Genomic DNA, 25364 nt, shown 5'->3' with positions numbered 1-25364 from the left:
ATTATTGACTTCAATAGCTTCTTAATGATGCAATCAATTTATGCTCTTTTTTAATAAGCGTATTTTGGCTAATAAAGCCCCAAGGGGTAACCCAATACCAAAGTTAATTAGCAATAAAAGTAACGTTTGCCAAGCTGTTTTAGTAAAAATCTGTAGCCAATCACGATTGCTAATGAAAACTGTCTGAATTAAAAGCGGGTAGTCCTTTGGTAAGCGGACTCCAAATTTTATATTATTATTTAGATTTGCTAAATCATTGGATCGAATGATTTGTGCAGTATGGGTATGAATCAATTCGCAAAGGCGTTGTACTAGTGGCTGGAAAATCAAAACAAGGCAAATTAGACAGCCAACAATGAAAAGCGCGGGTAAAACAAACTCGTAAGCAATTTGCAACGCAACTCGTAAATGTGAGCGACCTGAAGTAAAAAAAGTCTGTAGTTCTCGTTTGCGGCGAGTAAAAGCATGACCAGAAAACAAGAAGGTAAACAGCGTTAGCAAACTGACTGTTCCTAACACCACCAACCAGTAAATATTTTTCATTTGTGTAAAGAAAAATTGGAGTGGAGCGCTCCATTGTTTATTTTCATTAATTGGGTTGTTGGCAAGTAAATCTTGGAGACCATGGTAAATGGCCTGAGCTGAATTGACTAAACACAGTGCAAAAAATAGTGCGACAGTCAAAAGAACTAGTACGATAAAATAAGGAAGATAGATTTTTTTATGGTAACGTAAACTGGCAACTGCATAATGAACTGTCCGCATCTTTTTCACCTCATAAAAATTATACGAGGTGAGTTTGAATAAAGTATGAAGTTGTTTTTGCAAAAAAAAGAAGTTCCGGTTAAAAACCGAAACTTCTTTTTATAAATTATTTATGACCTTCTGCTTCGTATTGTTTGTAGGTCTTAGTTTGGTATAAATCTTGAGTTGATTTATTCCCATGTTCGGAATAGACACTAGTTGATTTATTCCCTAATTTGCTTTCTTGTTTGCCTAATTGATCCAAAGCATTTTTATAGTTGAATTTTTCAGGATCTAATTCTTTTAAGTTACTACCGGTATAAAAACGTAACAGATCGCCATTATTGATCTGATCAGAAGTTGCTAATTGTTTCCCAACTTCATCTTTCCATTTTGTAACTTGTGTTTTCAACTGTTCATCTGGAGCAGTAATCGCTTGAGCAGTTGCGTTATCGTATAGCGTTCCACCGTAATAAGTGTATTTGTCAGTAACAAAATCACCATCGCGGAAAGCTACAAGTTGTTCGTGTTGTTTTGAAAGTAAGTCTTGACCTAGTTGAATGTAATCTTTGGTATCCACACCCAATAAGTGTAACAAGGTTGGTAAGGCATCAACTTGACCACCATAAGTATGGTTAATGCCACCTTTTGATTGACCAGGGATATGAATCATATAAGGCACCCGTTGCATTTGAGCATCGTCGTAACCTGTCCATGTTTCTTTATCTTTACCTAATAGTTCAGCTAAGTTTTTATTCCGTGAAGTTGAAATACCATAGTGATCACCGTATAAAACAATTACAGAGTTATCATATAAGCCACTAGCTTTCAAGTAATGGAAGAATTCTTCCACTGCGCGATCCAAGTAGTTAGCTGTAGCGAAGTAGCCGTTAATTGTTTCATCGTTTGTATCTGCCATTGGGAAACCTGCTTCATCATTTGTAAATTGTGAGTAAGGGAAGTGGTTTGAAACGGCAATAAATTTTGAATAAAACGGTTGTTGCAATTGTTCCAAGTATTTAACAGATTGTTCAAAGAATGGCTTATCATGTAAACCGTATTGGAATGAGTTACTGTCATTTACATCGTAGTAAGAAGCATCAAAGAAGTTTTGATAGCCCCAACGTTTATACGTTTCATTTCGATTCCAGAAAGTTCCGGCATTACCATGAAAGACGGCACTGGAGTATCCAAGTGTTTGATTTAGAATGTTTGGCGCAGATTGGAAAGTATTTTTTCCACCTAATTGGGTCATCAAAGCACCTTGATTTAAACCAAATAATGAGTTGTCCATTAATGTTTCAGCGTCCGAAGTTTTTCCGGCCTTCACTTGATGGAAGAAATTATCAAAGCTAAAAGTACTCTTGCTATGATATAAACTGTTGATAAATGGCATTACTTCATGTTCTTTACCTTCAGCATCTTTTAATTTGTAGTCAATTAAAAATTGTTGCGTACTTTCTAAATGAATGTAAATAACGTTTTTGCCTTTGGCCATCCCAAAGTATTCACTATTTGGTGCTGCATAATGACTTTTGACATAGCTTTGGGCTTCTTTCATGTCATTGGCACTTGCTTGGGCCCGAACTTGAGAAGCTTGATAGGTTTGAACACCGTCATAAACGGTAAAAGCGTTAATCCCTAAATATTTGACCAAATAATCACGAGAGAATGTTCGCGTTAATAATTCTGGGCGATCAACTTCAGCTAAGAATAAGTTACCAGAGAAGATCATCACAGATAACGTGGAGATAGCAAATGCCATCCGCGCGCGAACGGGACGATCATCCATCTTAATCTTTTTAGTAAATAACATGGCAACAAGTACCAAGATATCAACGAAGTAAAGTAAATCATAAGGGCGGAACAAGCGAATGGCACTTTCACCTAAACCGCTAGCAACTTTACCAGCTCCAAGCATGGTATTAATTGTGATAAAGTCGGTGAATTCACGGTAATATGAAACGTTAGCAAAAAGCAATAACGACATCAAAAAGTAAATCACCATCATAGTTATATAAGAAGCTTTTGTGCGTCTGACATATAATGCAATGGACAACAAGAATAAAGTTGTCGCGATTGGATTAATGAATAAGATGAAGTATTGACGCATACTTTCAATGCCTAAGTTAAAATCAACAAAATAGGCAAAAATGTTTTTGGCCCAAAAAAGAACGGCTAATAAGGTAAAGAAGCCCAGCCGTTTATTTAAGAAAGCGGGAGTTTTAATATTTTTCACTGTTTTATCCTTCCTTTTCCAAGTCTGCTTTTGCAAGCTGTAATGAAAAAATGAAAATATACACTGTTTACATTTTACTAATCTGATTTTTTTCTGTCAATTGAAATTGTGATAAGGCCAATTAATTAAGTAATTCTTTAACTTCATAAAGCACAGACAAATGCTGTTATTTTTGCTATACTTTTTTTGAAAGAAGAGCAGGTGAAAGTATGAAAATTCAAATGAATAAATTCGGCGTTAAAAAATTACGCCAACACTATCCATTAATTCAAGCAGATGATATTGCCACAGATCTAAAAATGAAATCCGGCTGGGTGGACTTTATGGATCAAAAAGGCAATTTTTTGGCCAAGGGGTATCTTGGTAAACAAAATAAAGGTATCGGTTGGGCGCTAACTTGGCAAGAAGAAGCCATTGATCACAGGTTTTATACTCAGGTATTTGCCAAAGCCAAGGCAATTCGCCAAGCATTTTTTAATGACGAAAAAACGACGGCATTTCGCATTTTTAATGGTGAAGGTGATGGGCTAGGGGGGATTACAATCGAGTGGTATGACCATTATGTTGTTTTTTCTTGGTACAACGATACTTTATATGAAGAAAAAAATAAAATTGTCGCTGCCTTTAAAGAAATTTATCCGGAAGTTTTAGGCGCCTATGAGAAGATTCGCTTTCACAGTGAGCTGCCAGAATCGCAACATGTATATGGCAAAAAAGCAACAGAACCGTTAATTGTAAAAGAAAACTCTGTCAATTTTGCGACCTATTTAAACGAAGGGTTAATGACAGGAATCTTTTTAGATCAGCGACAAGTACGGGGCCTTTTAGTAGATGGTCTAGCAGCTGGAAAAACGGTTTTAAATATGTTTAGTTATACAGGAGCATTTTCAATCGCGGCAGCTATGGGGGGAGCACTTCATACAACAAGCGTTGATTTGGCCAAGCGTAGTTTGCCAAAAACAAGGGAGCAATTTGAGGTAAATGGACTTGACTTAGCAGCACAAAAAATTCATGTGATGGACGTTTTCAATTATTTTTCCTATGCTTTAAAAAAAGGGTTGAAATACGATGTAATTGTCTTAGATCCGCCAAGTTTTGCCCGCAATAAAAAACAGGTTTTTAAAGTAAAAAATAATTACGGTCAGTTAATTGCTGACAGTCTGCCAATTTTGACGGATGAAGGAATCATCATCGCCTCTGCCAATACGGCTAATGTTACCTTAGAGAAATTCCAACAGATGATTGAAAAAGAGTTTGTTACTGCCAAGGTTGACTACAAATTATTGGACATAAAACGTTTGCCAGCTGATTTTCATATAAGCCAAACATTTTTAGAGGGCAATTATTTGAAAGTTTTAATTTATCAAGTGAAACAATAACAGACCTCAGTTACGGCTGAGAATGAAAATGAATGTTAAAAGGGGCGAAAAAAATGCAAGTTACGTTAAAAAATGTAACCTTTGGTAAGGGCGTGCCGAAAATTTGTGTGCCACTTACCGGTAAAGATAGTCAAACACTCTTAGCACAAGCACAATTGGCAGCAACTTCAGTTTGTGAAGTAGTAGAATGGCGTGTGGATTATTTTACAGACTTTTCAAATCAAAGCGCTGTATTAGAAGTTTTATCTCATCTTAAAACAGCGTTACAAGATAAAATTCTCCTATTTACTTTCCGAACATTAAAAGAAGGCGGAAAAGCTGACTTATCGTTACGGGAATACCAAAATCTTTATGTTGCGGTAGCCGAAAGCGGCTTGGTTGATATTGTTGATGTGGAATTGGAGCGAGCTGAGTTTTTAGGCCGAGGCTTTTTAAATCAGTTAAAAAAACAAAAAACAGCACTGCTTTTGAGTAGCCATAATTTTGACAAAACGCCAGCTGATGGAGAATTAGTCATGAAATTAGGCGTAATGCGCCAGTTTGATGCTGATTTTGGAAAAATTGCGGTAATGCCTCATTCTTTAAAAGATGTATTGCAAATTATGGGCCTTTCTCAAAAAATGCAGGGCTTAGCTAGTGTACCGCTTATTTTAATTGCCATGGGGGATTTAGGTAAAATTACGCGGGTTGCAGGTGAGTTGATGGGGTCAGTCATGACATTTGCCGCATTAGAAGAAAGTTCTGCACCAGGGCAAATCGATATTACAGAAATGTCCCGAATTTTAGCGGCCTTGTCACTAGAGGAGTGAGTTGTTGTGGCAAAAAAGAAAGTAGTTAAAACGAATGCTATTCGCTTGGTGGAGCAAAAAAAGATTGCCTATCATGAGTATTCTTATGACTGGAGTGAAAATCATTTAGGCGCAGCAGAGGTAGCGACAAAATTAGGTCAAAACCCCGCTCAAGTTTTTAAGACGTTGGTAGCCATCGGCAATAAGACCGGTGTAATTGTCGCAGTAATTCCAGGTAATCATGAGCTGGATTTAAAAAAACTGGCTAAAGCCAGTGGCAATAAAAAAGTTGAAATGCTACATTTAAAAGACTTGGAACAAACAACGGGCTATATTCGAGGTGGTTGTTCGCCAATTGGCATGAAAAAGTTGTTTCCAACTTTTATTGATCAAACAGCAAAAACATTTCCTACTATAATAATTTCTGCAGGCAAGCGTGGCTTGCAACTAGAAATTGCTGTGGGGGATTTAGAAGGGTTAGTACAAGGAGAACTTGTTGATTTAATCGAATAGATAAATAACACGATATCAGACTTATCCGAGTTCAAAAAGTTAGAGCAAAAATCTAACAGCTTGAGTTTGAGATTTTTACACACCTGATATCGTGTTTTTTTGTAAGCCATCAGAAAAGTATGAAGTTTTCACATGAATAAATCACCTAATGACAGCAGGTTGTTTATGTCTAGTTTTGCAAACGACCTCTTTTTTCCTTAACTCTCCAAAAATTTCGCGCTTATGTTAGCGTTAGGGGAAGTTTACGCACTTTTCTGATTAATATTTTTGCCAGCTGGCAACTTCTGCTGCATTTTTGCCAGCTACATGGCCTGTACATAAAGCAGTTGTAATATTATAGCCACCTGTATAACCATTGACGTCCAATACTTCACCGGCAAAAAATAGTCCTTGGCAAAGTTTACTTGCTAAAGTTTTTGGAATCACCTCTTTTAAATTTACGCCACCACCAGTAACAAAAGCACGTTCCAGTGCAAAAGTACGAATAATGGGAATTTCAAAATTTTTGGCAAGTAAGACTAATTTTTCCAATTGGTCTACAGTCACTTTGTCAGCAGTCATATCATTTAAATCTAATTGATTAAGAAAAAATTGCAATAGGCGTTCTGGTAACCACTGTGATAAGGCATTCTTTAAGCTCTTTTTCGTTTCCAATCGTAAAGATAAGTCCGCTAACAGCTCTGCATTGGTTTGTTTAGGAAAACAATCCAAGCAGACTGGAACATGTGGGGCACCGTTACGCAGTTCTTGATTTATTGCATAGGAACAGCGAAGAGCAGCTGGACCAGAGAGACCAAAATGCGTAAAAAGTAAATCCATTGTATGACTCGTTACAATTTTTTTGCCCGCTAAAACACTTAATTTAACGTCTTGTAAGGATAGACCCTGCAAAGTTTTGCTTTGAATAAATGCAGCATCTGAAATTAAAGGAGCCTCAGTTGGAAAAAGAGGGGTAACCGTATGTCCGCAGGATTTGGCCATTTTATAACCATCCCCGGTAGAACCAGTTCCAGGATAGGTTTTACCGCCAGTTGTAATAATGATACAAGGTGCGTTAAATTCTTCTTTATCACAACGAATCCCATAAACTTGTGTGTCATCATGAACCAACTTGGTAACGCTAGTATTAGTTAAAACGGTAACGTGAAGGCGTTTTAACTCTTCATATAAGGCATCGACAATTGTTTTAGCGCGGTCGGTAACAGGAAATACCCGTCCGTGATCTTCTTCTTTTAGCGCTACATTGCGACTGCTAAAAAATTCCATAATATCAGTATTGTTCCATTGTGCAAAGGTACTATATAAAAATTTTCCGTTACCCGGAATGTGGGTAATTAAATCATCAACGGGGCGATTATTCGTCACATTACAGCGACCGCCGCCGGTTAAGAGCATTTTTTTACCCAGGCGTTTGTTTTTTTCTACTAATAAAACTTCTGCATCATTTTCAGCTGCACTAATGGCAGCCATCATGCCAGCCGGCCCTGCTCCGATCACAATTACATCGTAATTTTTTTCCATGATTTCACCTCTGGCAAAAGTGTAGCATAGTTTTTAAGATTGTTCTATTATCAAATAATTCTGACGATAAGGACGTTTTTTGGTAAAATAAAAACGTGACAAATATTTTACTTGGAGGGAAATTATGACAAACGCAAAAGAGTATATTCAACAAGTCCAACAAAGTCTTCACGAAAAAGATCGTGATCAAACAGAATTTTTACAAGCTGTAGATGAATTTTTCTCGACCATTGAGCCTTTTTTAGCAGAACATGATGAGTATCAAAAAAATAATTTGCTACAATTGATTACGTTGCCAGAACGCGTAATCCAATTTCGTGTACCGTGGCAAGACGACAACGGAAATTGGCAAGTAAACCGTGGTTACAGGATTCAATTCAACTCGGCGTTGGGACCATATAAAGGTGGCTTGCGTTTTCATCCAAGTGTGAATTTAAGTATTTTAAAATTTTTAGCTTTCGAACAAATTTTTAAAAATAGTTTGACAGATTTGCCAATCGGTGGTGGTAAAGGAGGTGCTGATTTTGATCCTAAAGGTAAATCTGATAATGAGATCATGCGTTTTTGTCAAAGTTTCATGACGGAACTTGCCAAACACGTTGGCCCAGATACAGATGTTCCAGCTGGAGATATTGGTGTTGGCGCTAGAGAGATTGGTTACTTGTTTGGCCAATATAAACGCTTAAAGCAATACGATGCTGGGGTTTTAACTGGAAAACCCTTGGAATTTTGGGGAAGTAAGGGGCGGACTGAAGCAACCGGTTATGGTGTCGTTTATTATGTCAAACATTTATTAGAAGATAAAAAAGACAGCTTTAAAGATAAAACAGTTATTGTTTCAGGGAGCGGAAATGTAGCGATTTATGCGATTGAAAAGCTAATGGAACTTGGTGCAAAAGCCGTGACTGTCTCTGATTCTAGTGGCTATGTTTATGATCCAGAAGGCATTGACTTAGACTTATTAAAAGAGGTCAAAGAAGTTCAGCGGGAACGTTTAACAGCTTATGTTAAAAATCGTTCGAATGCGCAATATTTTGACGGAGAATCAGTCTGGGATAGTGAAGTTAAAGCAGATATTGCCCTACCATGTGCTACGCAAAATGAAATTGATATTAAAAAAGCAAAATTAATGGCTGATAATGGCGTGAAGGTAGTCGCAGAAGGTGCCAATATGCCATGTACGATGGAAGCTGCGGAATATTTTATTGAACAAAATATTTTCTATTGCCCAGGCAAAGCAGCTAACGCTGGCGGGGTAGCCGTTTCAGCGTTAGAAATGGCGCAAAATTCACAACGACAACAATGGAGTAAAGAAGAAGTTGATCGCCAGTTGGATGCGATTATGCTAAATATCTATCAAAATTGTCGGGATACGGCGGAACGTTACGGTAAGAAGGATAATTTAATGATGGGAGCCAATATTGCCGGTTTTGCTAAAGTAGCAAAAGCAATGTTAGCACAAGGACTTGTCTAAAGCTGGCAAACAGGTTGGTTTGTTGCGCTTTTCTTACAGTAAGTTACTTGAAAAAAAAGCATAAAAAACGTAAAGTAATACATGTATTAAATTTATCCATTTCAAGGAGGAGCTTAAATGTCACATATTAAATTTGACTATTCAAAAGTAGCACCATTTGTGAATGAACATGAATTAGGCTACATGCAAAGTCAAGTCACTGCAGCCCATGAAGCATTGCGTAACGGCACTGGTGCTGGAAGTGATTTCATCGGTTGGGTTAACTTGCCAACAGAATATGACAAAGAAGAATTTGCTCGCATTAAAAAAGCGGCAGAAAAAATCAAATCTGATTCAGAAGTATTAGTCGTTATTGGGATTGGTGGTTCATACCTAGGTGCTCGTGCTGCCATTGATTTTCTAAATCACTCATTTTACAACTACATGAATGCAAATGACAAGTCAGCTCCACAAATTTTCTTTGCCGGCAATTCAATTTCTTCAACTTACTTGGCTGATTTAATTGAAGTTATTGGCGATCGTGATTTCTCAGTTAACGTTATCTCAAAATCTGGGACGACAACAGAACCAGCTATTGCATTTCGTGTTTTCAAAGAATTATTAATTAATAAATACGGTCAAGACGAAGCAAACAAACGTATTTACGCTACAACAGATAAAGAAAAAGGTGCGGTTAAAGTTGAAGCTGATGCGGAAGGCTGGGAATCTTTTGTAATTCCAGATGATGTTGGCGGACGTTTTTCTGTTTTAACTGCGGTGGGCTTATTACCAATTGCTGCTAGTGGCGCCGACATCGACGCTTTAATGCAAGGTGCAGCAGATGCGTCTAACGATTATGCTTCGGATAAATTAGAAGAAAACGAAGCTTATCAATATGCCGCTATGCGTAATATTTTGTACCGTAAAGGTAAAGTCACTGAATTACTAATTAACTACGAACCAGGTATGCAATATTTCTCTGAATGGTGGAAACAGTTATTCGGAGAATCTGAAGGGAAAGACCAAAAAGGTATTTATCCTTCTAGTGCTAATTTCTCAACTGATCTACACTCATTAGGGCAATACATTCAAGAAGGACGCCGCAATATTTTTGAAACGGTAGTTAAAGTTGAAAAACCACGTAAATCAGTGAAAATCCCCGTAACAAAAGAAGATTTAGACGGATTAGGCTACTTGCAAGGTAAAGAAGTTGACTTTGTGAATACAAAAGCCTTTGAAGGTGTTTTATTAGCCCATACAGATGGTGATGTGCCAAACTTATTAGTAAAAATTCCAGAAATGGATGCATACACATTAGGCTATTTAATGTACTTCTTTGAAATCGCTGTTGGTATTTCAGGTTACTTAAATGGTGTTAATCCATTTGACCAACCAGGAGTAGAAGCTTACAAGAAAAACATGTTCGCACTCCTTGGAAAACCTGGCTTTGAAGAATTATCAAAAGAATTGAACGAACGTCTATAATCAGAAGACAAAAAAGACGGCTGCTAAAATGCAGTCGTCTTTTTTTGTCTGGTTACGAGCTTTTGAGCAATTAACGAGTAACTACGCGTCTTCTAAAACAACTGCTGTACCCATTACGGTTGGTAATGCTTTATCGGTTAGCGCAAAGCTTATTCCTAAAACAGCATTTGCTCCCAGTATCTCAGCACTTTTTTCAATATCTTTTAGCGCTTGATCTAGATATGTTGAGACAGCGGCAACAGCTCGAACTGGACGTAGTTTATCGTCAAAACCGTATACAATGCCCAAATCTTTAACTACTTTTTTACCGGGATAATACGAAAGGGTAGATGTAATCATTCTAAATCGCTCCAAACATAAGTTTTTGACTAGTGTAACAGATTAAAGAAAAAGTATCAGTAGCTAAAATAGATGAAAAAAATATCATTTGATTTACAAACCGTGTTTTATATTTTATCGATCAGCTCTTTAGGTTGTCATCTTGAATGCATTTGATTCTAGCGGCAGCTTTTGATGTTAATAAATCGTGATGCCAAAAGCAAATAACGTGGACGACAGGAATAAAATCTGCCTCTCAAAAAAAGACAACTTATCGTCGCAAGTTACCTTTGAATAAAGTACCAAAACTCGCCCACTAAAAGAATAAACTAAAGATCGCTAAAAAAACTTAATTCCTCCTTAAATCTTACAAAGTTATCCCAGAGGTGACAATTGTGTTAGGAAAACTAAGTCTAAAGTACGATACTTCTCTACTTGTAACCCGTTATGATAAATACATCAAGAAAAACAATTAAAGGAGTTGCAAATATATGTTAAAACGATTAATCAAAGGTGTGGTAGGCGTATCCGTAATTTTAGGTGTGTTAATTGGGGGCGCGGTAGTATTTTCAGATGATGCTTCTGGGGAGTTTGCTCAAATAGTTGATCGTGTGAATCCTTTTGTTAAAGAGGGGAATGTCTATGTGAAGACTACGCAGCCTGAAGAAGTAAATGGATACGGAACGGCTCGTTATCGTCAAGTGGCTGCTGATGAAAAAGGTAATAAACGCACAATTGAATTTTCAGGAATCTCAGAATTAAAAAAGGGTCACTATTTGAAATTGGAAAATAAAGGGGCTTTTGTCAAGACTTATGAAGAAGTCAAAAAAACCGATATTCCGCAAGCAGCCTTGGCTGTGATTGAGTGATGCTCAATAAAGTAGCCAATATCGAGTAGATACTAACTAACAGGATACTTTAATCCTTGTGAAGTTTTAAATCATACGAATAAAAAAAGCTCCCAAAGCCGCAATGTTAGGCTTGGGAGCTTTACGTTTATAAAGGGCGTTTCAAATTATTCTGGCGTGCCAATAACTTTAATGTAGTCATCGACATTTTTTATTTGCATATGTTTAATAACCAGTTGATTGCGTTGGTTGCGTTTGCCAGTGACTTTTAGTGTGTATTTATTATTAGGTAATCGAAAAATATAGTTAGAAAGATAGCGATCTTTAATAATTCCTTCGGTAATTTCACCATCTTTAGCCAATTTGATTAAGGATAGGCGCATAGGTTGTTCTTGTAAAAGGACAGTTTTTACTAGCAGCCCTTCGAATTCTTCCATTTTTTTCACCTCATCTAAAATGTTCTTTCATCATTATAAAGGTTTTTGCACAATCCTGCATGAAAGAAGTTCAAAGAAAAAATTCAAGTAAAAAATATCTTACATGTATCATGTAAAATTAATAATGAACAAACTAAAATCAAGCTAAAATTAGCAGCTAAAAACTAATTCTGAACCTTCATTTCGGCTAAAAAGTGTTAAATTTTTTCTTGCAGTTTTAAAAAAGATAGCGATAATACTATTAAAAAAACAGCTCCCAATGGGAACTGTTTAGTATTTTATTTAGCAGGAAGATTAAGCTTCTTCTTCGCTACCTAAAAATTGTGTGACTAATGCCGCTAATACGCCACCGACAACCGGTGCACATAAGTATACCCAGTAGTGACTTAAAGCAGTACCACCAGCAAAAATTGCCGGACCAAAACTACGAGCAGGATTTAGAGATCCCCCCGTTAAGTTTAAGGCAACAATAATTAACAGTGCCAAGACAAGACCGATGGCAAAAGATGCTAACGCACCACTACCATATTTTTTACTAGTAGCCATAATAATAACAAAAATAAATAAGAAGGTAATTAGTGTTTCGACACCAAATGCCATACCTGCGCTAATTTCACTAAAGTCTGTTTGACCGTAAGAACCAGCAGGAACCTTCAACGCTTTGCCAAAGATACCGACAAAGAATGAAGCGACGATAGCACCAACAAATTGACTAATGATAAAAAAGATTGAATCTTTCCAAGAAACCCGTTTGTTAATTGCCATTGCAATGGTAACAGCAGGATTAAACAAGCCATTTGACAACGCACCGTGACCGACTGCTAAATCCATAATAGTAATCGTCAACCCAAATGCTAAACCAATCGCAAGTGGATCTGTTTTACCAACAACAACAGTGGCGGTTCCGACAAAAACCAACATGAAAGTGCCCATAAATTCACCAAAGCATTTTCTGAATAAAGCCATATTTTTTCATCTCCTTTCTATAAAGTTAATTATAGTAATAAAGTGGGCGGCTGTAAAAAGATAGGCCCTATATACAAAAAAGAGAAGATGTGTTCAAATTAAAAGAAATAAATTTCGTGTTGTTTTTATTTATAGTGATAGTTATTTTTTTTAAAAGTGTTTTCTAATTTAATTTTTGAAAAAAACATTCTTCTTTTACTATAATCTCTATTAATATTGTTTCATTTATAAATTGGTATTGGTTTTGATTGAAAGTGGGAAATGAAGTTGGAAGACAGCTTGAGAAAAATTAACATCTGGATAAGTAGCTTTATTTTGAGCCTTTTATTATGAAGTAAAAAAAGAGAATAAATTATATTAGAAGTGAAATTGATAAAAAAATAATTTTGGTCTATATCGGAAACAAAAGAGTGAGAAAAATTAAAAAAATAAACAAAAAGCGTTTTCAAATTTAATTTTTTCTGTTATGATATACCTGAAATTAAGTGAAGGAGGTGTTATTAATGGAAGTAGAAGTTGGGAAAACATACTTATGCAAACCAGTCGGATTAACGAGCGAAGTCGCAGGCTTTGTCGAACATACATATACGAATACAGTCTTGATTTCAGTTACAGAATGTGAGCGTTGTGATCGACCTAAAGTGATTGAAGCGCAAAATCGCTTGTTGGTACGTTATGAAGATATCCGAGATATTGCGGTTGTAGCCTAATAAATGACAACTTTCTAGTCACGACTAGGAAAACAGGAATTGTCATTTTAAAAATTGAGTACAGTATGACTGCTGTATTTCATAATTAAAAAGGCAGCTGCGCCAAAGTTAGTTTGACTTTTGGCGCAGCTGCCTTTTTTTGCTTTAAAAGCAATCTGTACGGTTAAGATAGAACTTTTCAAAACGGCTTTTGAGCTTATTTACTTAACCAACTCCGATAACAAAGTTTAATAGCTTATCAGAATAAGTGACTTTAGTTTGTGCATCTTTAATAGTTTGATTTAACGTAGCCATTTGATCAGTAATAATGCCATCTACTTCGTAAAAAATCATCCGACTCATATCCTCACTACTATTTGGCGTCCAGACAAAAACCTTCTTGCCATCTTCTTTAGCAGAGGAAATGAAATTATGATTAATCGTCGAATATTCCATCGTTAGGAAATCTGCTTTTGTAATTGGTGGTCCTACCACGTTAAAAGGTAAAATATAGCCAACAGTAAGTTGAGGTACCTGTGTTTTCAAGGATTCAACAATTGAAAAAGATAGACTTTGCAGCATATGATGGTTTGAAACAATTTCATTTTGATATTTTTTCAAAAAAAATTGAACGATCGGCGCAGTATCTTTTTGTTGCGTCTTAATTTCGACTAATAATTTTTGGTTCAGGCGTTTTGCTTCCGCCAGATAAGAATCAAAAGTAGGGATTTTCGCAGTTTGACCATTTTCTTTTAGAGTCACTTTTTGAATTTCAGCAAGGGTCATTTTTTCCGGTGCTTGATTGACACCCCCTAAATTTTTCAAATTAAAGTCATGGATAACAACAAATTGATGGTCACTTGTCATTTGGACGTCCATCTCGACATAATCAGGATGTTGGCTTTGACTGGTTTTTTGTAAAGAAGCCAAGCTATTTTGAACACCATTGCCATCATCTACGCCACGATGGGAAATTGTAAGTGGAATTTTCGTAATTTCTTGATTGAGATAATCCATGTTGTACAAGCTAACACCAACTCCAAAAAAGACTGCAATTAAAATGAGTAAGGCATTTTTAATTCCTTCAAGGTGCGGATTAGGTAGCGATTCTTGATAAAACCATTTAGGGATTTCTGGCAAGAAGCCTTCGTCGTTCATAAAATCGATAATAATATAAAAAATTCCAACCGTTGATAAAACCAAATTGACAAGTAAAAAAAATTGGAGCAACGTCATTGCAAAAACTGCACTAATTAACGCATAGTCGGGGAAAAATTCTTCAATCAAGGCTTGTGCTCCTACCACAATGGTAAAGCTAAGCCCGGTTATTAGTAAAATTGCACCACCAATAAATAAAAAACGACCAATAATGGCAAAAAAGCGCCGTTTTGTAATCAAAAAACTTTCCTTAAAGGCATCTCTAAAGGGACGATCACGTAAAATCATCTCTGGTAAAGCAAAGATTAAACGAATACCGATATAAATAAGAACAAGATAGCCTAAAACAAAACCTGAGATAATTAACAAACGGTTGGTAAAAATAAAATCCATAATAAAAGCAGGAATTTTAATGCGTGCTAATAAATCAGAATTAAAGCTCAAACCACCGATGGGTAAAATTAGTAAAAAGTAAAAAAGAAAAAAGATAAAAACGCTAGGCCGCAATTTTTTTAACTGAATCATCGTCATCCGTACCAGCTGTTTCAACGAAACGGGTTGCTTTTTCTCAATGAAGTACACACTTAAAAGTAAAAAGGTAAACTCAAAGAAAACCAACAATAAAATCAGCAGCAAGATGACCACTAATAAAAAAGTAACTGCTGGGTGTTGTGTCGCAATTTCACCTAAATTATCATAGGATAAATAATGAATCGCACCGCGTTTTAAAATGAATTTGGTTGAGCTGCTTAAAAGGGGAATGACAACAAATAAAATGAAGCCATGCATTAATAAGACATCACGAAAGTAAACATTTGTTTTGACTAAAAAGTCCCAGGTATTTTTTACTGATTCTTTTAAATACTTCATCTTCATCACCTATCTCTATTGTAGCGGAAAAACAACTTTCAACAAAGAAAATAGAGCGGGTAAAAGTTAAATTGCAGATAAAAATGCCCCACTCAGAGTTAAGCTAAGTGGGGCATTTTTATTTCTAGCCAAGCAGTCCAGTCAAAAATGAACCGCCATAAATTAAAGCCATGCTGTATAAGAAAATAGATAGTGGTTTTGCTAATAAAATAATCCAAACGTATTTTTTAACTGAGATATTGGTAAGGCCGGCCATTAAACAAAGGGCATCATCAGGCGCAACAGGTAAGAAAATGGCTAGGGCAAACAATTTTTCAAAGCGGCTTTGATTATCTAACCAGCCAATATATTTATTATAAGTCTTGTCACTGATCATGCTTAAAATAAATGGTTTCCCGTAACGGCGTCCTAAAAGGAAAATAATGATTGAACCGATACAAATGCCCACATAATTGTAAACAAAACCAGCAAAAGGTCCAAAGATCAACACGCCTGCGGCACTAGAAATACCGCCGGGGATAATCGGAATGACAACTTGTAAAATTTGTAAGAGAATGAAGATGATCGGACCTAAGATAATCGAGTCACCGACTAATCCTCTTAGAGCGTTGATATCTTTAAAGACACCTAAATTGATAAAATATATCGTTAAGGCAATTGAAACTAAAATGCCTATAACAGAAATCGTATTAATAATTTTGCGAGAAAGAGCGATACTCATGGTCTCATCTCCTTTGTTTGATATACTAATATTATACAAGGAATTTTTTTATTTGCCCTGTGTTTTGACTGACAAAGAACAAACAAATTTGTAAGTTGGCTAATAAGTTTGAACCAATTGTATTATAAGAGCTTTTAATAAGAAAAGCTATCCTACTGAAGGCTGATTTATAAAAATTAAAGATTATTTGTTGCTTTTTAAATGTGTTTCTAGTTTACAGCTAAAAAAAATAGGTGTACACTCAGTTTGTCAAAAGTTTCGGTTAACCTAAAAAATAATTGAGTTGCATAGAAAAGAGTGATGAGATGAGTCATAAAAAAGAAAAATTAATTGAATACGCAAATGGACCAAGCTTAGAGGAAATCAATAATACAGTTGAGGTCCCTAAAAACGCTAGTTTCTTTCGCACACTGCTCGCTTATAGTGGGCCGGGTGCTTTAGTAGCTGTAGGCTACATGGATCCTGGTAATTGGATTACTTCAATTGCTGGTGGTGCAGAATACAAATATGCTTTGTTAAGTGTCATTTTATTATCGAGTTTGATTGCGATGCTGTTACAAAGTATGGCAGCAAAATTAGGAATTGTTACCGGACGCGACTTAGCCCAAGCAACACGGGAACACACATCGAAAAAGACCGGGTTTGTTTTATGGATTATTACTGAATTAGCGATTATGGCAACGGATATCGCCGAAGTAATTGGTGGTGCGGTGGCATTACAGTTATTATTTGGTCTACCTTTAATCGTAGGGGTTTTAATTACTACATTGGATGTTTTATTATTGCTATTATTGACGAAACTAGGTTTTCGAAAGATTGAAGCGATTGTTGCAGTTTTAATCGCAGTTATTTTCATGGTTTTTGCCTATGAAGTTGCGTTAGCACAACCGCAGCTCGGTGAAGTGTTACGTGGTTTTATTCCAGATCCCAAAATTGCCACCGATAAATCGATGCTTTTATTGGCATTGGGGATTGTCGGCGCAACTGTTATGCCCCACAACTTATATTTGCACTCCTCTATTTCACAAGCCCGTAAATTTGACCGCAACGATGAGGAAGAAAAAGCCAGAGCAATTAAATTTACCACTTGGGATTCCAACATTCAGCTGACTGTAGCTTTTGTAGTCAACTGCTTATTATTAGTATTAGGTGGAGCATTATTTTATGGGACAAACAGTGATTTAGGAAAATTTGTTGATTTATATGATGCTTTAAAAGATCCAAGTATCGTAGGAAATATCGCAAGTCCACTTTTAAGTACGCTCTTTGCTGTTGCGTTACTTGCTTCTGGTCAAAATTCTACTATTACCGGAACACTTTCAGGGCAAATTGTGATGGAAGGTTTCATTAATTTGAAGATGCCATTGTGGATGCGTCGAGTAGTAACACGTTTGTTAGCAATTGTGCCCGTTATTATTTGTGTCATTTTATATGGTGGTAGAGAATCTGCAGTTGAAGATTTGCTACTTTATACGCAAGTCTTTTTGAGTATTGCCTTACCGATTTCAATTATTCCATTAACAATTTATACGAGTGATAAAAAAATCATGGGTCGATTTGCTAACCCAACATGGATGAAAATTTTAGCTTGGGTGATCGCTATTGTTTTGACCGTTTTAAATCTGTTTTTAATCTACAGCACATTAACAGGTGCAAATGGGTAGAAAGGTGAGGAGTAATGAATACTTTTAAGTGTATTTTAGTAGCAGTAGATGATTCGAATGATTCAAAAAAAGCTTTTGAATATGCGTTAACATACGCAATGGAGCATCAAGCCTCTTTGACGATTACAACTATTTTCGAAATTAATCGCTTGAATGTGTACGAGTATCTAACGCCTGAAACAATTGCGCTGCATAAGCAAGATACAATTGCAATAGCGGAAAACTATCGTAAACAAGCATTAAGCAAAGGAGTAAAAGAGGCAACGGTTGTGGTCGATGAAGGGACACCGGCAACAGTTATTTTAGATAAAGTTTTACCCGCGGTAAAACCAGACTTACTAATTTGCGGTTCCAAAAGTAAACCAAATCATGCCCCGCTAGTTTTAGGAAGTCAAGCTGCTTTACTCGCAAAAGGAGCAAGTTGTTCAGTTTTAATTATTCGCTAAAATAAAGTTGTGATAAAAACCACGATTAAAACGCCATTTATTTGTAATAAAATGGCCCACGTCTGCTGGTATAGCCGTAATAAAAAAGGTGAGACAAAAGTAAACTAACTTTTGTCTCATCTTTTTTTGATAGGAGGATTAAATTTAAACACCAGTGTCTCAACGAGTGATGTTATCATAAAGCCTGCGGCAATCGCACCGGCAGTCATAATGACAATTTTTAGATTATCTAACGATTTGGCAGAATCACCTAACACCAATTCACGAATGGCTTGATAAGCAGGACCGCCTGGAACTAGCGGCACCAAACTGGGGATGTTGAAAATAATCATCGGCATTTTAAGACGCCGTGAAAAAAAGATGCTGAAACAGCCAATCGCAATGGCAGCGACAAAGTTAGAAAAGCCTAATCCTTGCGCGTTTTGTCGTAATAACCAATACACCATCCAGCCGATGGCACCGGTTAAGCCTGTTGCTAATAAGGAACGTTTGGGGATATTAGTGATAATACCAAAAGCTACAGTACTGATAAAACTAAAGAAAAAATGAATGCCATATAAGATCATGCGATACCACCTCCAAATAAAAGCAGCGTGGTCGCAATTCCAACACCAATAGCAGCCGCAATAAATAAAGCTTCAATCCCCCGAGCAACTCCGCTTAGCAGATCCCCTGATAAAATGTCACGAAATGAGTTCGTGATAGCCACACCAGGGACTAAAGGCATTACCGCTCCGATTATAATGTGGTCAACATTGCTGGCTAATCCCAGCTTTACACATGAAATAGCCAACGCACCAATCACAAAAGCTGCAACAAACATATCTAAAAAACGCATTTGTAACCATTTTTTTACATAAATTCCTGCGATAAATCCAAGACAGCCAATAAAAAACGTCGGGATAAAATCTTGCCATGTCCCGCCAAAGATATACATTAAAGTACAACTAACAAAACCCGCTGCCAGCACTTGCCAAAGTAAAGAAAAACTCGGTGTATCACAGTTCACACGTTTTAGTCGTGCATTTAACTCGTTTAAAGTAATTTTTTTAGCTGCAAATTCGCGGGAAAGATGATTGACGGCGACAATTTTTTCTAAGTTGATGGAACGTTCATGTACCTCTTCTAATTGAGAAAAAGAAGAATTACGTATACTCATAAATAGGCCAGTTGCCGTAACATAACTAACAGTGTTAGAAATCCCAGCGTTTTCTGCGATTCGATTCATCGTATCTTCTACACGATATACTTCTGAACCATTCTCCATCATAATTTTACCCGCCATAAGACAGGTACTTAAAACAAGTTCTTCTTTCATTTGTTTACCTCATTTGTAAAGTTGCTTCTATTCTATCATTTCGTTGTTTGAATTGCTTTTAATTTTTATTAGGTGAAAAGTTTTTTTGCCGTTTTATTCAAAAACACTGATAAAGAAATATCAGAAAATTGAGAAATTTTTGTTTTAGCTTAAAATAAATTAATATAGATTTAATAAAAATAACGGTTGTAATAGTTTGTGAAATGTCTTATTATCTTTTTAAGATATTTTATGTCATAAATTTATTGTGAACTGTTGGTTAATTTGGTATCTCTCGTTATCGTACGAATTTTTTTCTTTAAGATAGATAACTATTTTTGAGGTATATCATTTCCCAAAAATTCTATTTTTGTTTACAATAAACTTATGAATGATAAATGTTATTATAAAGGAGAGGTGACTTTCTATGCGTCGTAAGGTTTATACAAAAGATCAAATATTGAAAGCCGCTTATGAAGTTATTTCAAAAGATGGCTTCAGTAAGTTTACAGCCCGTAACATTGCCAAAAAAATGGGGATTTCAACCCAGCCGATTTATTTAGAGTTTAAAAATATGCAAGATCTTAAAAACACTTTGGTTGAAACAGTTATGCGGGATTTACAAGAAAATGTCTTTCCGATTAAGCATACAGGAAATCAAATTGTTGACTTGGGTTTGAATTACATTAATTTTGCTCAAGAAAATCGTAATTTGTATGTTGCCTTATTTGTTGATGAATATGGCGGTGGCAAAATGATGCACGAGTTTTCATATGAATACTTCAAAAATATGGTGGCAAATTGTCCAGAATATGCTGACTTGTCTGACGAGTACATCAAAGCACTTCATGATGGGACTTGGATCACAGTGACAGGAATTGCTTCTTTGATGTCTTCTGGTATTATTCACCCTTCTCAAGAACAAATTGGTGAATTAATTCAATCTGCTGTTGATGGTATTTTGAAAATGGAGGCCCCAGAAAAAATTTTTAATGGGGAAGGCTAGTTTACTAGTGAAAAATCACGCTTATAAAAGAAAGACGCGTCTTAGCAGTTCATAATACTTTTTCTTTCAAAGGCAGGCTGTTTTTAAAAGGAGTAGTCCATGACAGTTAATTCGCGTTTTTTTATGAGGTACATCTTAATTGACTTTTTTTCAATTTTGACGAAAATAAAAGAAGTAGCCCATGGAGAGTTGGCAGAGCGGTAATGCACTGGACTCGAAATCCAGCGAGCCGGTTTACACCGGTGCACGGGTTCAAATCCCGTACTCTCCTTAAAGATTACGCTAGGCAAAAGTTATTTTGACTTTTGCCTAGCGTTTTTTGTCGTAAGATATGTTTATATAGTTTTTTTACTGACTATAATCTTTTGCAACCTTTTATTTGAACGTGTTAGGGTGGTTTATTAAAACAAATGCTTTGCCAAAAGTGTTTGTGATATGCTTGCTTTTTAGTACCGTTTTTCAAAATAACAAATCAGATGGGAATTATAGTTTTAGTGTAGCAGCTTGTTTTTTATTTAATTATTTGTGATGAGGAATTAGAGCGCTATTTGCTCCTTTTTTTCGTTGTTTTATGTAAAATTTTTTTACGATTTTTTTATTTTTACTTTTTTTGAAATAAGGTTGTTGGTAATTTATTTGCGATTGATTAAAAAAGTGTTAAAATAAAAATAGAAAAAATGGGATGAAATAATTAAGGAGGGATTAAAATGAATCACAAAGAAAATCAGATAGAAACGGATTTGACGAAAGAAGATTTGCGATATTTTAATGCTTTTGCCAATGTTCCGCTATCGCAAGCAGAGTATTCAGATTTTAAACAGCTTAAAGACGCCATTACAGGAAATGAAGAGAGAATTGTGGTGAAAGGAAAACTTGCATTTATGTTGTTAATTAGTGTTGTGCCATTATTTCCATTTATTAAAGCATCTAAAATGATTACTTCTGTGTTGCAATCTGGAGATGACTGCAATAGTGCCGAGCTGTTGATGAAGTTAGCCAAACGTAACAATGATGCTCACGGCATAGCTAAAGAGATGTACACCAGTTTGGCTTTGGTGGGAAATGCAGTGATTCGTTTGGGTGGGCAGACGGTTAACGTCTTAGCCCACGAATACGATTTGACATACAGTGGTGATATACAACAACGAGATTTCAAATTTATTTTTGAATTAAAACCTGTTGCTGCAGAGATTTGAAGTGGTAAATGAAGTGAATTTGAAATGAAAGACTTAAATGAGAAGTGATAGTTTTTATACCGCACACATTTTTTCGTGCATGGCGGTAAAATAAAACTTTAACCAAACTCATTTTGGTCTTTTTTTATTTCACTAAAAGTGTTAGATATCTATATAATAGAAAGAAAACAGGAGGCAATTATGCGTAGAAAAGATCGCGAAGTTACAGAAGTAGCAACAATAAAGCAAATAGTGGCCCAATGTTTGGTTTTACGTTTGGCAATGACGCAAGCAGACTACCCTTATATTGTGCCCGTTAATTTTGGTTATGAATGGTCAGGAGAAAATGATTTGACGCTTTTTATTCATGGTGCAAAGACAGGGCTAAAATTGGCGTTGCTGGCTAAAAATAATAAGATTGGTTTTGAAATGGACTGTGGGCAGCAACTGCTCATAGATAAAAAAAGACAATCCTATTCTTATGCCTACCAAAGCATAATTGGGACCGGGGAGGCATTGATTTTAACCGATGAAAAGAAAAAGAGAGCGGCGTTACAAAAAATTGTCACGCATTATGACCCAAAAAAAGAAGTGGTAATCCCTACCAAAGCGCTAAATGCCACAGCGGTGATTGCAATTAAAGTCAATAGCTTGACTGCAAAAGTCCACACGCCATAAGTGTGGAAAAAAGCAATAAAGTTAGTAGAAAATACATGCTGCTTTTAAGACGGCGGGCTAATTTTTTATAAAATATTAAGAGAAAGTAAAAAACTTTTTTGGATAAAAGGGCATTTGGTAAATTCAGTCGTAGGATTATTAATTTTATGTTATGATAAGTCCTGGTTTGTAGAAAATGAAATTTTAATAATAGGACGTGAAAATATGTGTGGCATTGTCGGCTTTGTGAATAGCAAGGATCAAAAACAAGAAATTATTGAAGATATGATGGATCGCATCGTCCACCGTGGTCCTAATAGTTCTGGTAAATATACAGATAAAAATGTAGCGTTGGGATTTCGTCGGTTGTCAATTATTGACTTAGAGGGCGGCTCACAGCCTATTTATAATGAAGATCGTAGCAAGGTTATTATCTTTAATGGTGAAATTTACAATTTTCAACCTTTGAGAGAACAATTAATTGCCGCTGGACACGTTTTTTCTACGCATGCAGATACAGAAGTATTATTGCATGGTTACGAAGAATGGGGTGCTGAACTTTTACAAAAAGTACGGGGAATGTTCGCTTTTGCCATTTGGGATATTGAAAAACAAGAATTATTTGGTGCCCGCGATCATTTTGGGATTAAACCGTATTATTATGCTGAAATGAATGGTACGTTTATGTTTGGTTCAGAAATCAAGAGCTTTTTACCTCATCCAGATTTCAACAAAGAACTAAATACAGCCGCTTTAAAACCTTATATGACTTTCCAATATTCACCATTAAACGGTGAAACATTCTTTAAAAATGTTTACCGTTTACCAGAAGGACATTATTATACGTATAAAGACGGTAAACTAACAATTAAAGAATATTGGGATGCTGACTTTACGAAAAAAGATGACCATTCAAAAGAAGAATGGGTAGAAGAAATTGATAAGACAGTTGAAGCTTCAATTGCTGCTCACCGGATTGCCGATGTTGAAGTGGGAGCCTTTTTATCGAGTGGGGTTGACTCAAGTTATGTGACTTCGGTTTTACGTCCGGATCATTCCTTTTCGATTGGGTTTGATGACAAGACCTATAACGAAGCGATTGAAGCACGCAAGTTAACCAAAATGTTGGACTTAAACAATACAGCAGCTGTTATTGATGGCGATATGTCCTTTAAGGCATTTCCATTAATTCAATATCATCTAGATGAACCAGATTCCAACCCATCTTGTGTACCCCTTTATTTCTTGGCGAACCTAGCTTCACAATCTGTTCGGGTAGTACAATCAGGGGAAGGAGCAGATGAATTATTTGCCGGTTACCAAACATATGGTTTCCATACCAATTCTAAAATGGTACGCGTTTTTGCCCAAGGATTAAAAAAATTACCAAAAGGGATGCGCTATTCTATTGGTCGCAAGTTTGGGAAAATGAGTAATTTCCATGGTCGCATTCATTTGTATGAAGCAACCGCACCAGCACGCGATTTCTTTATTGGCCATGCTAAAGTTTTTGAAGAACAAGAAGCGGCTAGCTACTTGCAGCCAGAATTTCAAAATGCGCCTTCTGTCAAAGAAATTATGAATCCTCACTTTGATCAAACAAAAGGAATTGAAAGTGAAGTTAATAAAATGCAATACGTGGATGTCCACCAATGGATGCCAAAAGATATTTTATTAAAGGCAGACAAACTTTCTATGGCCAGCTCCCTTGAATTACGAGTGCCACTGTTGGATATCGAAGTGATGAAATTAGCACAACGCATTCCTGCAAAATATGTAATGAATCAAAACAATACTAAGGATGCTTTCCGCCAAGCAGCTAATCGTCACTTGCCAGAAGAATGGGCAAATCGGGAAAAATTAGGTTTTCCTGTGCCAATTAAAGCTTGGTTAAAAGAAGATCATGGTTATGAAGAAGTTAAAGCGTTGTTTACGGCTGATTTTGCTAAACAATTCTTTGATCAAACAAAAATCATGAAATTATTAGACGATCATCACGAAGGTAAAGCCGAAGTACAACGTAAAATTTGGACAATCTTTACTTTCCTAACTTGGTATAAAGTTTACTTTATCGATGAAGAAATTCCTACCGCAAAAGCAATTACTTACGAAACACTATAATGAAAAAACCAAACGTAAAACTTTTCAAAAGGCGCGTCTAAAAGTCCAACTTTTAGGCGTTGCCACTTGAAAGGTCAAGCGTTTGGTTTTTTTATCTGACAGATTTGCAAATTTTTGCTTATGACTTATGGCTAGGGAGTCCCTTAACTTTTCTAATTGTGATAAAGCTTAAGAGCGGTCGCAAAGTTTTTTATTTTAAAGGCGCATCACTTATACCGATATCGACAACGTGCAAATTACCACAGGCGTTACTTCCTGGTGAGACGGTGAAGCCAGTTTTCTTAAATTGAAAGGTGATTGTTGTGTCCGCACGAATAAATGCACCTAGGGAGCTACCTGTTGAAGCATCAATGCCAGAAGGGACATCAATGGCTACGATGGGTAATTTGCTGTTGTTTATTTGCACGATAACATTTTTTGCCTTTGTGCTTAGCTCGCCTGTAGCGCCAATCCCTAAGAAACTATCGATGATGATTGTAAAACCTAAGAAAGTTTCTAAGTGGTGTAAAATAGGAATTTGATAATATTGGCAAATATTATATTGTTGTCGGCATTCTTTTGTTAGATGATCTGAATTTCCGGCGAAATAAATCGTAACATTTTTGCCGGCAAGGTGAAGTAATCGCGCAAGTGCAAAACCATCGCCGCCATTATTGCCACTGCCACAGAGTATGAGAATTTGCGAAAGGTCATTCTTTTCATTTGTTAGTTTTGCAAAGACTGCCAATGCGGCTTTTTCCATGAGGACCATGCTAGGAATACCGATCGTATCAATGGTGTATTGCTCACAGGTCTTCATTTGTTGTACGTTCACTAATTGGGTCATAGTAATTCCTCCTACTTTTTATCCTTTAGCTAGATTGTAACGA

Annotated in this window: 24 protein-coding genes and 1 tRNA gene; 14 read left to right on the top strand and 11 right to left on the bottom strand. The window is 36.2% G+C overall.

Annotated features, from left to right (window positions below):
* Positions 1 to 33: 33 nt before the first annotated feature.
* Together AC6R0T_RS08525 and AC6R0T_RS08520 are read right to left on the bottom strand one after the other, a co-directional pair.
* Entirely contained in the window at positions 34 to 765 is a 732-nt protein-coding gene (locus tag AC6R0T_RS08525; RefSeq protein ID WP_303754735.1) for a hypothetical protein, read from the bottom strand.
* A gap of 106 nt (positions 766 to 871) precedes the next feature.
* Positions 872 to 2983 carry an LTA synthase family protein gene (locus AC6R0T_RS08520; RefSeq protein WP_303754737.1) on the bottom strand — a complete coding sequence of 704 codons (2112 nt, stop codon included), beginning with the start codon at positions 2981 to 2983 and terminating at the stop codon, positions 872 to 874.
* A gap of 209 nt (positions 2984 to 3192) precedes the next feature.
* Between AC6R0T_RS08520 and AC6R0T_RS08515 the strand changes: the two genes are divergently transcribed.
* From AC6R0T_RS08515 to ybaK, 3 genes are read left to right on the top strand one after another with little or no spacing between them, the layout of a single operon-like run.
* On the top strand, positions 3193 to 4362 hold the full coding sequence (locus AC6R0T_RS08515; protein ID WP_303754739.1) for a class I SAM-dependent rRNA methyltransferase: 1170 nt from the start codon (positions 3193 to 3195) through the stop codon (positions 4360 to 4362).
* Between the two features lie 53 nt (positions 4363 to 4415).
* Complete coding sequence (gene aroD / locus AC6R0T_RS08510) at positions 4416 to 5171, top strand: type I 3-dehydroquinate dehydratase (RefSeq protein WP_206904673.1); 756 nt, start codon at positions 4416 to 4418, stop codon at positions 5169 to 5171.
* Between the two features lie 6 nt (positions 5172 to 5177).
* A complete protein-coding gene (ybaK, locus tag AC6R0T_RS08505) occupies positions 5178 to 5663 on the top strand; it encodes a Cys-tRNA(Pro) deacylase (protein ID WP_303754742.1) in 486 nt (161 codons plus the stop codon).
* Positions 5664 to 5921: 258 nt separating this feature from the next.
* On the opposite strand, the gene AC6R0T_RS08500 is transcribed toward ybaK, so the two are convergent.
* Positions 5922 to 7184 carry a BaiN/RdsA family NAD(P)/FAD-dependent oxidoreductase gene (locus AC6R0T_RS08500; RefSeq protein ID WP_206904657.1) on the bottom strand — a complete coding sequence of 421 codons (1263 nt, stop codon included), beginning with the start codon at positions 7182 to 7184 and terminating at the stop codon, positions 5922 to 5924.
* Positions 7185 to 7308: 124 nt separating this feature from the next.
* On the opposite strand from AC6R0T_RS08500, the gene gdhA reads away from it, so the two are divergent.
* The gene (gene gdhA, locus AC6R0T_RS08495) at positions 7309 to 8658 is read left to right on the top strand and encodes an NADP-specific glutamate dehydrogenase (RefSeq protein ID WP_230709048.1); all 1350 of its coding nucleotides are present in this window, start codon (positions 7309 to 7311) and stop codon (positions 8656 to 8658) included.
* 117 nt (positions 8659 to 8775) lie between these two features.
* Positions 8776 to 10122, top strand: coding sequence for a glucose-6-phosphate isomerase (locus AC6R0T_RS08490; protein WP_303754744.1), 1347 nt, complete (start codon positions 8776 to 8778; stop codon positions 10120 to 10122).
* An 81-nt stretch (positions 10123 to 10203) separates the two neighbouring features.
* Here AC6R0T_RS08490 and AC6R0T_RS08485 read toward each other — a convergent pair whose 3' ends face one another.
* Positions 10204 to 10461: a heavy metal-binding domain-containing protein gene (locus AC6R0T_RS08485; protein WP_206904649.1), complete on the bottom strand. Its 258-nt coding sequence runs from the start codon at positions 10459 to 10461 to the stop codon at positions 10204 to 10206.
* Between the two features lie 470 nt (positions 10462 to 10931).
* On the opposite strand from AC6R0T_RS08485, the gene AC6R0T_RS08480 reads away from it, so the two are divergent.
* Complete coding sequence (locus AC6R0T_RS08480; protein ID WP_206904646.1) at positions 10932 to 11309, top strand: YxeA family protein; 378 nt, start codon at positions 10932 to 10934, stop codon at positions 11307 to 11309.
* A gap of 146 nt (positions 11310 to 11455) precedes the next feature.
* On the opposite strand, the gene AC6R0T_RS08475 is transcribed toward AC6R0T_RS08480, so the two are convergent.
* Positions 11456 to 11725 carry a hypothetical protein gene (locus tag AC6R0T_RS08475; RefSeq protein ID WP_016171648.1) on the bottom strand — a complete coding sequence of 90 codons (270 nt, stop codon included), beginning with the start codon at positions 11723 to 11725 and terminating at the stop codon, positions 11456 to 11458.
* Positions 11726 to 12019: 294 nt separating this feature from the next.
* On the bottom strand, positions 12020 to 12691 hold the full coding sequence (locus tag AC6R0T_RS08470) for an MIP/aquaporin family protein (protein ID WP_206904644.1): 672 nt from the start codon (positions 12689 to 12691) through the stop codon (positions 12020 to 12022).
* A gap of 503 nt (positions 12692 to 13194) precedes the next feature.
* On the opposite strand from AC6R0T_RS08470, the gene AC6R0T_RS08465 reads away from it, so the two are divergent.
* Positions 13195 to 13401 carry a hypothetical protein gene (locus AC6R0T_RS08465; RefSeq protein ID WP_206904641.1) on the top strand — a complete coding sequence of 69 codons (207 nt, stop codon included), beginning with the start codon at positions 13195 to 13197 and terminating at the stop codon, positions 13399 to 13401.
* A gap of 204 nt (positions 13402 to 13605) precedes the next feature.
* Here AC6R0T_RS08465 and AC6R0T_RS08460 read toward each other — a convergent pair whose 3' ends face one another.
* Entirely contained in the window at positions 13606 to 15408 is a 1803-nt protein-coding gene (locus tag AC6R0T_RS08460) for a glycerophosphodiester phosphodiesterase (RefSeq protein ID WP_303754749.1), read from the bottom strand.
* A 124-nt stretch (positions 15409 to 15532) separates the two neighbouring features.
* Positions 15533 to 16129, bottom strand: coding sequence for a TVP38/TMEM64 family protein (locus AC6R0T_RS08455; protein ID WP_206904635.1), 597 nt, complete (start codon positions 16127 to 16129; stop codon positions 15533 to 15535).
* Positions 16130 to 16434: 305 nt separating this feature from the next.
* Here AC6R0T_RS08455 and AC6R0T_RS08450 point away from each other — a divergent pair, with 305 nt between their 5' ends.
* Together AC6R0T_RS08450 and AC6R0T_RS08445 are read left to right on the top strand one after the other, a co-directional pair.
* Complete coding sequence (locus AC6R0T_RS08450; protein WP_230709041.1) at positions 16435 to 17793, top strand: Nramp family divalent metal transporter; 1359 nt, start codon at positions 16435 to 16437, stop codon at positions 17791 to 17793.
* Positions 17794 to 17807: 14 nt separating this feature from the next.
* A complete protein-coding gene (locus tag AC6R0T_RS08445) occupies positions 17808 to 18239 on the top strand; it encodes a universal stress protein (RefSeq protein ID WP_303754750.1) in 432 nt (143 codons plus the stop codon).
* Positions 18240 to 18355: 116 nt separating this feature from the next.
* On the opposite strand, the gene AC6R0T_RS08440 is transcribed toward AC6R0T_RS08445, so the two are convergent.
* Positions 18356 to 18805 (bottom strand): threonine/serine exporter family protein, encoded by a 450-nt coding sequence (locus AC6R0T_RS08440; RefSeq protein WP_230709036.1) that lies wholly within the window; start codon positions 18803 to 18805, stop codon positions 18356 to 18358.
* Entirely contained in the window at positions 18802 to 19557 is a 756-nt protein-coding gene (locus AC6R0T_RS08435; protein ID WP_206904622.1) for a threonine/serine exporter family protein, read from the bottom strand. The genes AC6R0T_RS08440 and AC6R0T_RS08435 overlap by 4 nt, the downstream gene beginning before the upstream one ends.
* Positions 19558 to 19963: 406 nt before the next feature.
* Here AC6R0T_RS08435 and AC6R0T_RS08430 point away from each other — a divergent pair, with 406 nt between their 5' ends.
* The 5 genes from AC6R0T_RS08430 to asnB all read left to right on the top strand — a co-directional run bounded on the left by AC6R0T_RS08430 (position 19964) and on the right by asnB (position 24495).
* Positions 19964 to 20542, top strand: a complete 579-nt coding sequence (locus tag AC6R0T_RS08430; RefSeq protein WP_206904619.1) for a TetR/AcrR family transcriptional regulator — start codon at positions 19964 to 19966, stop codon at positions 20540 to 20542.
* A 183-nt stretch (positions 20543 to 20725) separates the two neighbouring features.
* Positions 20726 to 20813: transfer RNA gene (locus AC6R0T_RS08425), tRNA-Ser, on the top strand.
* Positions 20814 to 21249: 436 nt separating this feature from the next.
* Positions 21250 to 21738, top strand: a complete 489-nt coding sequence (locus AC6R0T_RS08420; protein WP_206904617.1) for a hypothetical protein — start codon at positions 21250 to 21252, stop codon at positions 21736 to 21738.
* Between the two features lie 180 nt (positions 21739 to 21918).
* The gene (locus AC6R0T_RS08415) at positions 21919 to 22395 is read left to right on the top strand and encodes a pyridoxamine 5'-phosphate oxidase family protein (protein ID WP_303754751.1); all 477 of its coding nucleotides are present in this window, start codon (positions 21919 to 21921) and stop codon (positions 22393 to 22395) included.
* A 204-nt stretch (positions 22396 to 22599) separates the two neighbouring features.
* Positions 22600 to 24495, top strand: coding sequence for an asparagine synthase (glutamine-hydrolyzing) (gene asnB / locus AC6R0T_RS08410; protein WP_282462566.1), 1896 nt, complete (start codon positions 22600 to 22602; stop codon positions 24493 to 24495).
* Between the two features lie 190 nt (positions 24496 to 24685).
* On the opposite strand, the gene AC6R0T_RS08405 is transcribed toward asnB, so the two are convergent.
* Positions 24686 to 25321 (bottom strand): NAD(P)H-hydrate epimerase, encoded by a 636-nt coding sequence (locus tag AC6R0T_RS08405; RefSeq protein WP_282462366.1) that lies wholly within the window; start codon positions 25319 to 25321, stop codon positions 24686 to 24688.
* Positions 25322 to 25364: the final 43 nt, after the last annotated feature.

This window comes from Enterococcus sp. S86.2 (assembly GCF_059834485.2).
Note: the sequence above shows the minus strand (reverse complement) of the source record. Positions and strands in the feature narration are given on the sequence as shown.

What these genes read in the sequence shown, in the direction of transcription:
- AC6R0T_RS08525 (WP_303754735.1), bottom strand. Translation starts at nt 765, where the DNA reads ATGCGGACAGTTCATTATGCAGTTGCCAGTTTACGTTACCATAAAAAA.
- AC6R0T_RS08515 (WP_303754739.1), top strand. Translation starts at nt 3,193, where the DNA reads ATGAAAATTCAAATGAATAAATTCGGCGTTAAAAAATTACGCCAACAC.
- aroD (WP_206904673.1), top strand. Translation starts at nt 4,416, where the DNA reads ATGCAAGTTACGTTAAAAAATGTAACCTTTGGTAAGGGCGTGCCGAAA.
- AC6R0T_RS08500 (WP_206904657.1), bottom strand. Translation starts at nt 7,184, where the DNA reads ATGGAAAAAAATTACGATGTAATTGTGATCGGAGCAGGGCCGGCTGGC.
- gdhA (WP_230709048.1), top strand. Translation starts at nt 7,309, where the DNA reads ATGACAAACGCAAAAGAGTATATTCAACAAGTCCAACAAAGTCTTCAC.
- AC6R0T_RS08490 (WP_303754744.1), top strand. Translation starts at nt 8,776, where the DNA reads ATGTCACATATTAAATTTGACTATTCAAAAGTAGCACCATTTGTGAAT.
- AC6R0T_RS08485 (WP_206904649.1), bottom strand. Translation starts at nt 10,461, where the DNA reads ATGATTACATCTACCCTTTCGTATTATCCCGGTAAAAAAGTAGTTAAA.
- AC6R0T_RS08480 (WP_206904646.1), top strand. Translation starts at nt 10,932, where the DNA reads ATGTTAAAACGATTAATCAAAGGTGTGGTAGGCGTATCCGTAATTTTA.
- AC6R0T_RS08475 (WP_016171648.1), bottom strand. Translation starts at nt 11,725, where the DNA reads ATGGAAGAATTCGAAGGGCTGCTAGTAAAAACTGTCCTTTTACAAGAA.
- AC6R0T_RS08470 (WP_206904644.1), bottom strand. Translation starts at nt 12,691, where the DNA reads ATGGCTTTATTCAGAAAATGCTTTGGTGAATTTATGGGCACTTTCATG.
- AC6R0T_RS08465 (WP_206904641.1), top strand. Translation starts at nt 13,195, where the DNA reads ATGGAAGTAGAAGTTGGGAAAACATACTTATGCAAACCAGTCGGATTA.
- AC6R0T_RS08460 (WP_303754749.1), bottom strand. Translation starts at nt 15,408, where the DNA reads ATGAAGTATTTAAAAGAATCAGTAAAAAATACCTGGGACTTTTTAGTC.
- AC6R0T_RS08455 (WP_206904635.1), bottom strand. Translation starts at nt 16,129, where the DNA reads ATGAGTATCGCTCTTTCTCGCAAAATTATTAATACGATTTCTGTTATA.
- AC6R0T_RS08450 (WP_230709041.1), top strand. Translation starts at nt 16,435, where the DNA reads ATGAGTCATAAAAAAGAAAAATTAATTGAATACGCAAATGGACCAAGC.
- AC6R0T_RS08445 (WP_303754750.1), top strand. Translation starts at nt 17,808, where the DNA reads ATGAATACTTTTAAGTGTATTTTAGTAGCAGTAGATGATTCGAATGAT.
- AC6R0T_RS08440 (WP_230709036.1), bottom strand. Translation starts at nt 18,805, where the DNA reads ATGATCTTATATGGCATTCATTTTTTCTTTAGTTTTATCAGTACTGTA.
- AC6R0T_RS08435 (WP_206904622.1), bottom strand. Translation starts at nt 19,557, where the DNA reads ATGAAAGAAGAACTTGTTTTAAGTACCTGTCTTATGGCGGGTAAAATT.
- AC6R0T_RS08430 (WP_206904619.1), top strand. Translation starts at nt 19,964, where the DNA reads ATGCGTCGTAAGGTTTATACAAAAGATCAAATATTGAAAGCCGCTTAT.
- AC6R0T_RS08420 (WP_206904617.1), top strand. Translation starts at nt 21,250, where the DNA reads ATGAATCACAAAGAAAATCAGATAGAAACGGATTTGACGAAAGAAGAT.
- AC6R0T_RS08415 (WP_303754751.1), top strand. Translation starts at nt 21,919, where the DNA reads ATGCGTAGAAAAGATCGCGAAGTTACAGAAGTAGCAACAATAAAGCAA.
- asnB (WP_282462566.1), top strand. Translation starts at nt 22,600, where the DNA reads ATGTGTGGCATTGTCGGCTTTGTGAATAGCAAGGATCAAAAACAAGAA.
- AC6R0T_RS08405 (WP_282462366.1), bottom strand. Translation starts at nt 25,321, where the DNA reads ATGACCCAATTAGTGAACGTACAACAAATGAAGACCTGTGAGCAATAC.